Raw genomic sequence first — 12,915 nt, 5'->3', positions numbered from 1 at the left:
ACACAGAATGGCAGGCACCCTGCACATTATTGGCGGCGGCATGGCCGGACTGGCCGCAGCAGTAGAAGCGGCTGGCGCTGGCAAGCATATTGTGCTGCACGAAGCCGGACGCGCCTGTGGCGGTCGTGCCCGTTCCTATGAAGATCGTCAGATCGGGTGCCGGATTGATAACGGGAACCATCTGCTTCTTTCCGCCAACAAGACCGTGTTCCGCTATCTGGCCATGACCGGCGGGCTGGACACGTTAACTGGCCCGCGGGAACCCCTGTTTCCGTTTGTCGATCTGGCCGAAGATGCACGCTGGACGCTTGATCTCTCCCGCGGGCGGGTTCCGTGGTGGGTCTTCCAGCCGCATCGCCGGGTGCCGGATATGCGACTGGTGGAACTGCGCAGCCTGCAAAAGCTGATGTCCGCCAAGGAAGATCAGACCGTGGCCGAGTGCCTGCTGCCGGGTGCCTTTTCCCGCCGTCTGCTTGAGCCCTTTGCTATTTCCGCACTCAACACCCCCTGCGAGACAGGGAGCGCTGCGCTCCTTGGCGCGGTCATTCGAGAATCCCTCTCTCTGGGCGGGGAAGCCTGTGTGCCATGGTATGCGCGGGATGGATTGTCCGAGACACTGGTGGACCCCGCGCTGGCGCATCTGCGTGTGATGCAGGCGGAAATCCGGACCCAAAGCCGCATTGGTGGCCTGGATATTGAGCGTGGCCGCATTACTGCCCTGCACGGCCCAGAAGGCAGTATTCCGCTGACGGACGACGATTTTGTTATTCTTGCCGTGCCTGCTCCGGTTGCCGCCAGCCTGCTGGATGGCCGCGTGCAGGGCTTTACCGCACCTGATGCGTTTGAAAGCATCCTGAACCTGCATTTCCGTCTGGCTGCCCCCCCACGCCCGCTTGGCACATTCGCCAAAAGTGGATTCATGGGGTTGGTGGGCAGCATTGCGGAGTGGGTTTTCCTGCGGGATGACATCCTCTCCGTAACTGTCAGCGCCGCAAACCGCTTTACGGAACAGGACCCGGATGAACTGGCCCGCACCATCTGGCAGGATGTCCGCCATGCGTGTGACCCGGTTCTGATGGAAGCCCTGCCAGACACCCCGCCCCAGCAACGGGTGGTGTGGGAGAAACGGGCCACCTTTGCCGCAACCCCAGAACAGAACCGCCTACGGCCCGGCCCAGCAACGGCGCTGGTCAATCTGGCGCTGGCTGGTGACTGGACGGCAACCGGATTGCCCGCCACACTGGAAGGCGCAATGCGCTCAGGTGTAAGGGCTGTTTATACGCTTGGGCTTCGCTCTCCGTCATGATCCCATCATGTCGGGCTTTTTCCAATTCAACGCTGAAAGCTAAAAGGAACAATCGACATGGCCGCTGACGGCAGCGCTTTTTCCGACGCCCCCGTTTCCAAAGAAACACTGGATCGCGCAGTCACAAACGCTCATGCCGCATTGGGCAAGCGCCAGCAGGCTGATGGCCACTGGGTTTACGAACTTGAAGCTGACGCCACCATCCCGGCGGAATATGTGCTGCTTGAGCACTATCTGGACCGTATTGATGATGCGCTTGAACAGAAAATAGGGAACTACCTGCGCCGTATCCAGAGCAAGGATCACGGTGGCTGGCCTCTGTATCACAACGGCAAGTTTGATCTCTCCGCTTCGGTAAAAGCCTACTTCGCGCTTAAAGCCGTTGGGGATGACATCAACGCCCCGCACATGCGCCGGGCACGGGAAGCCATTCTGGATCACGGTGGCGCAGAGCGCACCAACGTGTTCACCCGGTGTCAGTTGGCCCTGTTTGGAGATGCCCCCTGGCGCGCCACGCCAGTGATGCCAGTGGAACTGATGCTGCTGCCCCGCAAGGCATTCTTCTCCGTATGGAACATGTCTTACTGGTCCCGCACGGTGGTGGCGCCCCTTCTGGTTCTTGCGGCCCTCAAACCTATTGCCATCAACCCGCGCCAGATTCACGTGCGCGAACTGTTTGTAACACCCCCGGAAGTGGTGAAAGACTGGATCCGTGGTCCTTACCGTTCCGTCTGGGGCCGGGTCTTCAAGGGGCTGGATACGGTTCTGCGCCCGGTTCTGCCGTTTATTCCGACCAAAACGCATGACAAAGCCATCAAGGCGGCAGTGGACTTCATTGAACCCCGCCTGAACGGAGAAGATGGACTGGGTGCCATTTATCCGGCCATGGCCAACGTGGTCATGATGTACCGGGCTCTTGGTGTGCCAGATGAAGATCCCCGCGCGGTAACGGCATGGAAAGCGGTGCAGAAGCTGCTGGTCATCAAGGATGATGAAGCCTACTGCCAACCCTGCGTCTCCCCCATTTGGGATACCGGCCTGTCTGGCCATGCCATGCTTGAAGCCGCCTCCGGCCCCAATGGTGTGGCTCCGGAAGAAACGCTCACGGAACTCCGCAAAGCCAGCGCATGGCTACGCGACAAGCAGATTCTGGACGTGAAGGGCGACTGGGCCATCAACAAGCCTGACCTTGCCCCCGGCGGCTGGGCCTTCCAGTACGGCAATGATTATTATCCGGATGTGGATGATACCGCTGTTGTTGGCATGCTGCTGCACCGTGAAGGTGACCCGGCCAATGCCGAGGCTCTGGAACGCGCCCGCCAGTGGATTATCGGTATGCAGAGCACCAACGGAGGTTGGGGCGCCTTTGATATCGATAACAACAAGGATCTGCTCAACCACATTCCGTTTGCAGACCATGGCGCGCTGCTTGACCCACCGACAGCAGACGTTACGGCACGCTGCATTTCCTTTCTGGCCCAGCTTGGGCATGTGGAAGATCAAGCAGTTATTGACCGTGCCATAGAATATCTGCGCAAGGACCAGGAAGAAGACGGTTCTTGGTTTGGCCGTTGGGGCACCAACTATATTTATGGCACGTGGTCTGTTCTGTGCGCCTTCAACGCGGCGGGTATCTCACATGATGATCCGGCTGTGGTGAAAGCCGTGGAATGGCTGCGTTCCGTTCAGGGTGCCGATGGTGGCTGGGGTGAAGGCTGCGAATCCTATGAAGGCGGCGCACACGGCACCTATGGCGAGAGCCTGCCGTCCCAGACCGCATGGGCTACGCTGGGCCTGATGGCCGCTGGCCGCCGGGATGATCCCGCCGTAGCAAAGGGCATGGCATGGCTGGCCGAACAGCAGGATGAAAACGGCGAATGGCATGAAGATCCCTACAATGCCGTTGGATTCCCGAAGGTGTTCTACCTGCGCTACCATGGATACAAGCAGTTCTTCCCGCTGATGGCGCTGGCCCGCTACCGTAATCTGGAAAGCAGCAACACCCGCCGCGTCGCGTTCGGGTTCTGAGGCTCCATGGCGCAATCTGCTCAGCCATCCCCATCCCGGCCGGGTATTCTGGTCGGGCTTAAGGCCGAAGCCCGCTTTATCCGGCAGGTTTTTCCGCATGCGGCCATTGCCGCCAGCGGGGCCTGCCGTGCAGGCGCCCTGCGGGAAGCCGCTCGCCTTGCGGCCTGTGGTGCAGATTGCCTTCTCTCTTTCGGGCTTGCCGCTGGCCTCGACCCGAATTTGCCTGCGGGCAGCATTATCGTGCCAGAAAAAGTCTCGGCATGGGGCAGTGCTTACACGGCAGACGCTACCTTGCGCCACATTCTGGGGGCCGGGCAGTCTGGTGTCCTAAGCGGATCGTTGCTCCACAGTGACGATGTTGTCTTGAACGCGGATGAAAAGGCGCGTCTGTTCGCGTCTTCTCATTGTGCCGCGCTGGATATGGAAAGTGGTTTTCTGGCCCGTACTGCTGATGAGGCTGGGCTACCATTCGCCGTACTGCGGGTGGTATGTGATCCCGCAACCCGTTCTCTTCCTTCCATTGCAGGCACAGTGTTGTCGCCTGATGGCGGCCTGAAGGTTGGGGCTCTTACAAAGTCCCTTCTGCGCCATCCCGGCCAGATTCCGGGGCTTATTGCCCTGGGCCGGGACGCAGGAATGGCTCGCTCGGCCATGCAGACTTTTCTGAACCACCAGCGCGCCCAACCGGCCTTTGCGCGTTTGGCTGCCTGAACAGCCTCTTTAAAAAATAAGCTCAGCCGGAAAGCTCACGCAGTCTGAGCCGTTTTCCATTTCACCCTATTGCTGCCCCTTTTTCGTTCCGTCGTGAGAGAACACGGCCCAACAGTCCCTTTTTCAGCATTAACGCCCCGTATGCATTATTCTCTCGGAAAAGCCGGACATTTTTGTGCGCTGACAAGACGCGCCTTACCCCACGATATCTGCCAAAAAATCATTCTATTCGGGCAAGGCAGCCTTCCTTATTGCGGCAGCCAGCATTTTCACACTCTTCAGCACAAGGCGGATTTGCTTGCTATCCCTGCACCTCGGGGAACGACGACCGGCGTTTGTCTGTTACAAATTCCTGAAAAAGTGCTCGGCATGAGGCGTATCAATACGGGCATCACCCGTTTAACGTTATGCTTGCAAACGCCTTCTCCACTATCAAGCAACGGGAGCCCCTGGGTTGTCAGACGTCATACTGGCCTTCAATTGCGGATCATCCAGCCTGAAATTCACGTTGTTCCGTTTGCAGGCACACGCTGCTCCAGCCGTGCTGGCACATGGCGCAGTTGAAACAACGCCCGACTCCCCGCGCTTTCATGCTGTGGACAACACAGGCACCGTTCTGACGGATTGTACCTGGAGCCAGCCAGACCATACGGATAAAACAGCCCCGTTTTCGCTTGGTCCGCTTTTCAAATGGATAGAAAGCCATCTTGACGGTGGGAAAGTGGTGGCTGTGGGCCACCGTGTGGTTCATGGCGGCCCTGATTTTATCGCTCCGGTGCGCATTACGCCGGATATTCTGGCGCAACTGGAAAAGCTGACGCCCTTCGCCCCCTTGCATCAGACCGTTACACTCGCCCCGATCAAAGTGATTGCGCGCGAACGCCCTGATCTTCCGCAGATTGCCTGTTTTGATACAGGCTTCCACCACACCATGCCCCCGCTGGCCAAATTACTGCCCCTTCCCCGCCGATACGATCAGGCAGGCGTGCGGCGCTACGGTTTTCATGGCCTTTCCTACGCCTATATCTCCTCCCGCCTGCGCGAGATTGATCCCAAACTTGCGCAGGGCCGGACCATTGTTGCGCATCTGGGCAGCGGGGCCAGCCTGTGCGCCCTGAAAAACGGCCAGAGCATTGAAACCACCATGGGGTTCTCCGCGCTGGACGGACTGATGATGGGCACGCGCTGCGGTGCACTGGACCCAGGGGTCCTGCTCTACATGATGCAGGAAGAAGGCGCGGGATGGCATACCATTGTTGATGTCCTCTACCATCAATCCGGCCTGCTGGGTGTTTCCGGTCTTGCGGCAGATATGCGCTCCCTCCGCGAGCAGGCAAAGGCGTCCACCCCACAAGCTGCCAATGCGCGGGAAGCCCTCAATCTGTTCGCCTATCGCGTGGTGCAGGAAATCGGTGCCCTTACGGCCATCCTGCAAGGGTTGGATGGGCTCGTCTTCACCGCAGGCATTGGCGAGAATGATGCCGCCCTCCGTGCAGAGGTGTGCACTGCCCTGCAGTGGGTTGGTGTGCGCCTGGATGCGGAAGCCAACCAGCGCCATGCCCCCATTATCAGCACGCCCGATAGTTCCGTCATCATCCGCGTGGAGCCAACAAATGAAGAACTGATGATCTGCAAGGATGTCATCTCAACGCTGGATCTGCTGGCCAAAGCCTCTCCGGCCTGACCCTTGCGCCTCCTGCTTCCGGCCTCTTTCCTGAAAAAGGACACTCCATGAGCACGCAAACTCCCTCAGCACCGCTTTCAGCCGCAGATCTGGCCCTGTTCAACAGGTGGTGGCACGCTGCCAATTATCTCTCGGTTGGTCAGATCTACCTGCTGAAAAATGCTTTACTGCGTGAGCCACTGAAGCTGGAGGACATCAAGAAACGCCTGCTGGGGCATTGGGGCACAACGCCCGGCCTGAACTTCATCTGGCTGCACCTTAACCGTATTATCCGCGCGCAGGACCGCAACATCCTGTTCATCGCGGGGCCGGGTCATGGCGCTCCGGGGCTGATTGCCTCCACATGGATGGAAGGCACCTACACAGAATATTTTCCGGACGTAACGCAGGATGAAGAGGGCATGACCCGCCTCTTCCGCCAGTTCTCGTTCCCGGGCGGCATCCCCAGCCATGCCGCGGCAACCACGCCTGGCTCCATTCATGAAGGGGGAGAACTGGGCTACAGCCTCTCCCACGCTTATGGCGCGGCTTTTGACCATCCTGATCTGGTTGTGGCCTGCGTGATCGGTGATGGAGAAGCAGAAACGGGGCCACTGGCCACATCCTGGCATTCCAACAAGTTTCTTGACCCCAAGACAGACGGGGCAGTACTGCCCATTCTACACCTGAATGGCTACAAGATTGCCAACCCCACCATTCTGGCCCGCATTCCCAAGCCCGAGCTGAGAGATTTCCTGAAAGGCTGCGGGTATGACCCCATTTTTGTGGAAGGGCATGAACCTGACCCCATGCATCAGGCCATGGCCACAGCCATGGATCAGGCATTTGCCAGCATCAGCGCCATTCAGGAAAAGGCCCGCACACAGGGAGACACCACCCGCCCCGCATGGCCCATGATCGTGCTGCGCAGCCCCAAAGGCTGGACCGGCCCCAAAACGGTTGATGGCCTGCGCACGGAAGGGTACTGGCGCTCCCATCAGGTGCCGGTGGACAATATGAGCAAGCCCGGCCATCTGGCGGTGCTTGAAGAATGGATGCGGTCCTACAAACCGGATGATCTGTTCACGCCCAAAGGTGCATTAAAACCGGAACTTGCTGCCCTTGCGCCCAAGGGCGACAAACGCATGAGCGCCACGCCCTATGCCAATGGCGGCACCCATCTGCGGCCCCTGCGCCTGCCCGACTTCCGCACCCATGCGGTGCAGATCACGGCCCCGGGCCAGACCGTAGCGGAATCCACACGCATTCTGGGCTCGTGGTTGAAAGATGTCATGGCCGCCAATGCGGATAAACGGAACTTCCGGATTGTGGCCCCGGACGAAAACAACTCGAACCGCCTGAACGCTGTTCTGGATGTGACCAACCGCGCGTGGAACGCGGAAACCTATTCCTATGATGACCATCTCTCCCCTGATGGCCACGTGATGGAAATTCTAAGCGAACATACGTGCCAGGGCTGGCTGGAAGGCTATCTGCTGACGGGCCGTCATGGCTTCATGTCCTGTTATGAAGCGTTCATCCACATTGTGGATTCCATGGTCAACCAGCATGCAAAATGGTTGAAAACAGCATCTGAAACCGAGTGGCGGCAACCTATTGCCTCGCTGAATTATCTGCTGACCTCTCACGTCTGGCGGCAGGACCATAACGGGTTCAGCCATCAGGACCCGGGCTTTCTCAACCACATGGTGACCAAAAAAGCCGAAACGGTACGGATCTATCTGCCGCCGGATGCCAATACGCTGCTGTGTGTGACAGACCATTGCCTGCGCAGCCGCAACCGTATCAATGTGATTGTGGCGGGCAAGCAGCCTGAGCTCCAGTGGCTGGATATGGATGCCGCACTCACCCATTGCCAGCAGGGTATTGGCATCTGGGAATGGGCCAGCAATGATAAAGGCTCAGAACCAGACGTGATTATCGGTTGCGCGGGGGATGTGCCAACACTGGAAGCACTGGCGGCTGTCAGTATTCTCAACAAACATATTCCGGACCTGAAAATCCGCGTGGTCAACGTGGTTGATCTCATGACGCTGCAAACGCCAGACCAGCACCCGCACGGCCTGCCAGACGCCACGTTTGATACCCTGTTCACAACCGACAAGCCGGTTATTTTCGCATTCCACGGCTATCCTGCCCTGGTGCATCAGCTTATTTACAAGCGCCGGAACGCCATCAACTTCCATGTGCACGGGTTCCGTGAGGAAGGCACAACCACCACCCCGTTTGACATGACGGTCCGCAACCATCTGGATCGGTTCCATCTGGCTGCCAACGTTATCCGGCGCGTACCAAGGCTGGCCTCCAAAGCGGCTTATGCGCACCAGGCCGTGCAGGACAAACTGGCTGAACATCAACGCTATGTTTGTGAATATGGGGAAGACATGCCGGAAATCCGAAACTGGAGCTGGGCACGTTAAGCCCGGTTTTTTCAGAGCATCTCAAGCGGCAGTTGCCCCTGCCGCCCCCAAACCCTCATTGCCTCTCATCAGACCTGTTGTCACTCTCAAATTGATAACGTAATGTTCCTAATAGGGAACATTTGGACAGCACCGTCACGCTCCACCAGACACTCCTCCGCCGTGATCGCTTCTGATGTAACGCTTTTTAGGATATCTTGGGGTTAATTGATGCCATCAGCTCATTCTTCTCCTCCCACCCGCAGGCAGTTGCTGACGCGCATTGGCACTTTGGCAGGAAGCGCCGCCCTTTATCAGGCCATGACCAGTCTTGGCCACGCTCAGGGAACGGATTTCAAAGGGCCGCCAGCCCTTGGCGGAGCCAAAAAAGGAACCAAGGTTCTCGTGCTGGGGTCTGGCCTTTCGGGCATGCTCTCTGCCTATGAATTACGAAAAGCCGGCTATGATGTTCAGATTCTTGAATTTCAGAGCCGCAGTGGCGGTCGCAACATCAGTCTGCGCGGTGGCGATACCGTAACAGAACTGGGCGGAGCCACGCAAAAAGTGGGGTTTGCGCCGGGCAATTACATCAACCCCGGCCCGTGGCGTATCCCCTATCATCATCAGGGGCTCCTGCATTACTGCCGGGAATTTGGCATCCAGCTCGAACCGTTTATCGAGCTCAATCATAATTCCTGGCTGCACTCCACAGGGGCCTTTGGCGGCAAGGCTGTCCGTTATCGGGAATTTGCATCGGATTTCACCGGCTTCACGGCCGAACTGATTGCCAAAGCCATTGATCAGCACAAGCTGGACGATCTTGTCAGCGAGGACGAACGCGACCATCTGCGCACGGCCATGAAATCTTGGGGTGGGCTGGCCAAGGATTACACCTACAAGAAAGGAAATACCAGTTCCCTTCGCCGTGGCTTCGCCCGCCCGCAAGGCGGCGGCATTGATGGCGCGCCCATTCCCTCCGATCTGTTCGCACGGGACGATGTCATGAAGTCCGGCCTATGGAACTGGATGGCCTTTCATGAACGGCTGGATATGCAGACCACCATGTTCCAGCCTGTTGGCGGCATGGACCAGATTGGCAAGGGCTTCACCCGGCAGGTGAAGGATCTGATCACGCTCAACTGCAAGGTCACAGCCCTGCATCAGGACCAGAAAGGCGTGACCGTTACCTATAATGATATGGCCAACGGTGGAGCGGTGCGCCAGGCCCAGGCCGATTACTGCGTCTGCACCATTCCGCTCTCCGTTCTGTCCCAGTTGGATGTGCAGGTGAGTGACGCCATGAAAGCCGCCATTCTGGCCGTGCCCTATGCGTCCTCGGTCAAGATGGGCATGGAATTCAAACGCCGCTTCTGGGAGGAAGATGATCAGATTTACGGCGGCATCAGCTTTACTGACCAGCAGATCAGCCAGATCTCCTACCCCAGCCACGGTATTTTCTCCAAAGGACCGGCAGTTCTGCTGGGGGGGTATATGTTTGGCCCCGCCGCGTATGATTTTGCAGGCATGACCCCCAAGGAGCGGCTTGAACGCGCCCTGACCCAAGGCACGGCCATTCACCCGCAATACCGCAAGGAGTTTTCAAACGGCGTCAGCTTTGCCTGGAGCCGCGTGCCCTGGACACTCGGCTGCTGCTCCATGTGGACGGAAGAGGCCCGCAAAACCCACTACAAAACACTGTGCAGTGTCGATAACCGGGTTGTTCTGGCTGGTGAACACGCGTCCTACATTGGCTGCTGGCAGGAAGGAGCCATCCTCTCCGCGCTGGATGCCGTCACCCGTCTGCACAAACGCGCACTGGGAGCCGCCTGATGCGTCACATTCTCCTTCTCTCCGCCCTTATGCTCTCCTCCGCCCTTATGCCGGTTGTCGCCTATGCTGACAGCGCCAGCTCAGTTGAAGGCAAAGTGCAGACGCTGCCCGATGGTGCTGCGGTTTACAAACATGTCTGCCAAGGGTGCCATATGCCGGACGGCAAAGGCGCGGAAGGCGCTGGAGCCCGCTTTCCCGCGCTGGCAGGAAACCCCAAGCTACAAAGTGCCGAATACCCGGCCTATGTGGTGCTGAACGGATTTGGTGGCATGCCATGGTTTGGTGTGGCGCTGAATGACCAGCAGGTGGCCAATGTTGTGAATTACGTTCGCACGCACTTTGGCAACCACTATACTGACACGCTCAAGCCTGAAGACGTCGCCGCCATGCGGCCTCACCTGACTGTAGAGGATGAATAACGTGCGCCTTTCCAAAACTCTTCTTTCCGCTGGTACGCTGGCGCTGGTTGCCGCCACAACGGCCATGCCGCTGGTGGCCAAGGCTGAAACGGGCATTGTGCGTCATGCCGAAGGCGATTTTCCGATCTCGACCTCCATTGAGGTTCCGGCTGGGGCAAGCACAATCTACCTGAGCGGCATGGGGGCCCCGGTGCAGGATAAAACTGCTCCGCCCAAAAGCCTTGAAGCCTATGGTGACACGCAGACCCAGACGCTTGCCTCTCTTCAGCGCATTGAAGCCGAGCTGAAAAAGCTGAACCTGACCATGGGGGACGTTGTGCAGATGCATATCTACATGGTGGCCGACCCTCGCACAAAACAGCTTGATTTTGCGGGCATGATGAAAGCCTACACCCAGTATTTCGGCACAGCGAAACAGCCCAATCTGCCGGTTCGCTCTGCTTTTGCCGTGGCACAACTCGCCAACCCCGGCTGGCTGATCGAAATTGAAGTGACGGCTGTACGCGCGCCCAAAAAATAAGGCAGTCGCTTGAAAAAGACCTCAGACTTTAAGGTTCGAGGTCTTTCAAGAAAAAATCCCCCGCTCATAAAAAGCGGGGGATAGTTTTTTATTCTCTTGCTCTCGTAATACCGACGCAACGGAAGCAGCCAAGGCAATCTGAGTCAAAAATCCTGCTAAACTGGCCGGAGAAGTGTCTCAAACAGCCGGTTACTTTCCATCCATCCGTTCAACCGTTCCATCTGCATCGTCACCCAGAAAAAAATCTTCCGGATCTTCTGGCACGGGCAGATTAAGCAGATAGAACCCGAACAGAACGGTCAACGCCCCCAGAATGACAGGCACCCAGCGAAACACTGTAACCAGTGTCGTATCCTGCGGGCTGCTCCTGACCACCATGACCCAGCCGCTGATACACAGAAGCGCAAATCCTCCCAGAAAACAGAAGGAAATCAGCAAAAGCCGACGCACATAAGATGAGGACTGGCTGCGCATGGCGGCCCCCTGCAATTACTGTTTGAAGGCCCGCGCTAACACATTCTGCGTTTCAAGAGAAACAGGAAGTGTGGTGTTGGTAAGCGGCACGCCTTTCCACCCAGCGCCCAAAGCCGTGTAAAGGTTCACGGCATCACGCAAACGTTCCAGCTTGGCCAGTGCTTCCTGGTTCTGGGCATTCAGGGTTGTGCGTTCCGTGGTCAGCACTTCCAGAAAGCCAACCAGACCAGCACCGTACAGCTTGCGTGCCCGCTCGCTGGCAGTCGCGCTGTCTTCCGCAGCCTTATGCAGTTGCTCGGCATATTCAATGTCATCATGCCAGGCGGCCATGGCGTCTTCAACTTCCTTGAAGCCGGTCAACACCGTCTGCCTATACTCCAACCGCGCAGCCTCGGCTGATGCCTGTGCTGCCCGGACTTCCGCCGTCATCTTGCCGCCATGCATCAAGGGCAGGCTGGCCATCATCAGGAACTGCCAGCTCATGGCGTTCACCTGAAAGAGCTGGTACATGGCTGACGCGTTGGGGTTGAACGTTAGCGGAATAACAAAGTGCGGATACAGGTTGGCCACTGCCACACCAATCTGCGCCGTTGCCAATGCATATTTACGTTCCGCCATACGGATATCCGGGCGGTTCGCCATCACAATAGACGGCATAGTCGCGGGGAATGCGGGAACCGTCGGCAGCGGCCGCACCACCTTGAGCTGATCTTCCAACTCGCCCGGCATTTTCCCCAGCAGCACAGCAATGGCATGCGTGATCTGGGAGACACGGGTTTTCAACGGTTCACGGGCCGCAATCTGGGAATCCAGTTCCGCCTGCGCCTGTGCAATCTGCAAGGTGTTGCCCACACCTTCCAGATACAGCTTGTTGGTCAGGTCCACCGCATCCTTGGCCACCCGGATATTGTCCGTGGCGATATGGATCTGCAACTGCGTTACCCGCAGCAGCATGTAATCAGACGCCAGTTCGGAAAGCAGCGTCATCAACAGGGCGCGGCGGCCTTCAATGGACGCTTCCACCGCACGCTCGTGCGCTTCCACATCACGGCGGATACGGCCGAATACGTCCATTTCCCATGTGGCCATGGCACCATATGTCAGCATGGACGCTTCTGGCCGGTTTTGCGGATTACCCGGACGAATGGGCCAGTTATCAATGTTCAGAGAGTACCGAACATCCCCCCCGCCCATATTGGCGTCCATCTGAGGATACCATTGGGAAGCTGACCGATCACGAATAGCCCGTTCCGCCAGAATACGCTGACCAGCGATCTGGAGATCAAAGTTCCCTTCAATCGCCTGCTTCACCAGACTGGTCAGCATGGGATCATTGAAGGAAGCCCACCACTCGGTCATTTCCTGAGTGGTGTGTGCAATTTCTTCCGGAGTTGCGGGGTGTTCTTCCGCCGCTTCCTTGAACTGCGCAGGCACTTTCATGCGATCAGGCTGATAGTTCGGCCCAACTGTGCAGGCCGAAAGCAGCATGGAAGACGCCATGAACAGGCCGAGGCGACGACGAACCTTCATTTTCCGTTTCCCGT

Annotated in this window: 10 protein-coding genes; 8 read left to right on the top strand and 2 right to left on the bottom strand. The window is 57.9% G+C overall.

The window, feature by feature from the left end; genetic code table 11:
• Positions 1 to 7 precede the first annotated feature (7 nt).
• From hpnE to AD948_RS14850, 8 genes are all read left to right on the top strand, one after another.
• Positions 8 to 1,306, top strand: a complete 1,299-nt coding sequence (gene hpnE, locus AD948_RS14885) for a hydroxysqualene dehydroxylase HpnE (protein ID WP_061472537.1) — start codon at positions 8 to 10, stop codon at positions 1,304 to 1,306.
• Between the two features lie 57 nt (positions 1,307 to 1,363).
• Positions 1,364 to 3,334, top strand: coding sequence for a squalene--hopene cyclase (shc, locus tag AD948_RS14880; RefSeq protein WP_061472536.1), 1,971 nt, complete (start codon positions 1,364 to 1,366; stop codon positions 3,332 to 3,334).
• Positions 3,335 to 3,340: 6 nt separating this feature from the next.
• Positions 3,341 to 4,045 (top strand): phosphorylase family protein, encoded by a 705-nt coding sequence (locus AD948_RS14875; protein ID WP_061472535.1) that lies wholly within the window; start codon positions 3,341 to 3,343, stop codon positions 4,043 to 4,045.
• 454 nt (positions 4,046 to 4,499) lie between these two features.
• Positions 4,500 to 5,729 (top strand): acetate/propionate family kinase, encoded by a 1,230-nt coding sequence (locus tag AD948_RS14870; RefSeq protein ID WP_061472534.1) that lies wholly within the window; start codon positions 4,500 to 4,502, stop codon positions 5,727 to 5,729.
• A 47-nt stretch (positions 5,730 to 5,776) separates the two neighbouring features.
• Positions 5,777 to 8,149 (top strand): phosphoketolase family protein, encoded by a 2,373-nt coding sequence (locus tag AD948_RS14865; protein WP_061472533.1) that lies wholly within the window; start codon positions 5,777 to 5,779, stop codon positions 8,147 to 8,149.
• Between the two features lie 210 nt (positions 8,150 to 8,359).
• Positions 8,360 to 9,958, top strand: a complete 1,599-nt coding sequence (locus AD948_RS14860; RefSeq protein ID WP_006558213.1) for a flavin monoamine oxidase family protein — start codon at positions 8,360 to 8,362, stop codon at positions 9,956 to 9,958.
• The gene (locus tag AD948_RS14855; RefSeq protein WP_045542528.1) at positions 9,958 to 10,377 is read left to right on the top strand and encodes a c-type cytochrome; all 420 of its coding nucleotides are present in this window, start codon (positions 9,958 to 9,960) and stop codon (positions 10,375 to 10,377) included. The genes AD948_RS14860 and AD948_RS14855 overlap by 1 nt, the downstream gene beginning before the upstream one ends.
• A gap of 64 nt (positions 10,378 to 10,441) precedes the next feature.
• Positions 10,442 to 10,897, top strand: a complete 456-nt coding sequence (locus AD948_RS14850; protein ID WP_086898027.1) for a RidA family protein — start codon at positions 10,442 to 10,444, stop codon at positions 10,895 to 10,897.
• A gap of 189 nt (positions 10,898 to 11,086) precedes the next feature.
• On the opposite strand, the gene AD948_RS14845 is transcribed toward AD948_RS14850, so the two are convergent.
• Both AD948_RS14845 and AD948_RS14840 read right to left on the bottom strand, forming a co-directional pair.
• Complete coding sequence (locus tag AD948_RS14845; RefSeq protein ID WP_035382473.1) at positions 11,087 to 11,371, bottom strand: hypothetical protein; 285 nt, start codon at positions 11,369 to 11,371, stop codon at positions 11,087 to 11,089.
• Between the two features lie 15 nt (positions 11,372 to 11,386).
• A complete protein-coding gene (locus tag AD948_RS14840; protein ID WP_006560262.1) occupies positions 11,387 to 12,901 on the bottom strand; it encodes an efflux transporter outer membrane subunit in 1,515 nt (504 codons plus the stop codon).
• Positions 12,902 to 12,915: the final 14 nt, after the last annotated feature.

This window comes from Acetobacter senegalensis (assembly GCF_001580995.1).
Lineage (GTDB): Bacteria > Pseudomonadota > Alphaproteobacteria > Acetobacterales > Acetobacteraceae > Acetobacter > Acetobacter senegalensis.
Note: the sequence above shows the minus strand (reverse complement) of the source record. Positions and strands in the feature narration are given on the sequence as shown.

Coding starts and splice junctions, on each gene's coding strand:
- hpnE (WP_061472537.1), top strand. CDS start 8: ATGGCAGGCACCCTGCACATTATTGGCGGCGGCATGGCCGGACTGGCC.
- shc (WP_061472536.1), top strand. CDS start 1,364: ATGGCCGCTGACGGCAGCGCTTTTTCCGACGCCCCCGTTTCCAAAGAA.
- AD948_RS14875 (WP_061472535.1), top strand. CDS start 3,341: ATGGCGCAATCTGCTCAGCCATCCCCATCCCGGCCGGGTATTCTGGTC.
- AD948_RS14865 (WP_061472533.1), top strand. CDS start 5,777: ATGAGCACGCAAACTCCCTCAGCACCGCTTTCAGCCGCAGATCTGGCC.
- AD948_RS14860 (WP_006558213.1), top strand. CDS start 8,360: ATGCCATCAGCTCATTCTTCTCCTCCCACCCGCAGGCAGTTGCTGACG.
- AD948_RS14855 (WP_045542528.1), top strand. CDS start 9,958: ATGCGTCACATTCTCCTTCTCTCCGCCCTTATGCTCTCCTCCGCCCTT.
- AD948_RS14850 (WP_086898027.1), top strand. CDS start 10,442: ATGCCGCTGGTGGCCAAGGCTGAAACGGGCATTGTGCGTCATGCCGAA.
- AD948_RS14845 (WP_035382473.1), bottom strand. CDS start 11,371: ATGCGCAGCCAGTCCTCATCTTATGTGCGTCGGCTTTTGCTGATTTCC.
- AD948_RS14840 (WP_006560262.1), bottom strand. CDS start 12,901: ATGAAGGTTCGTCGTCGCCTCGGCCTGTTCATGGCGTCTTCCATGCTG.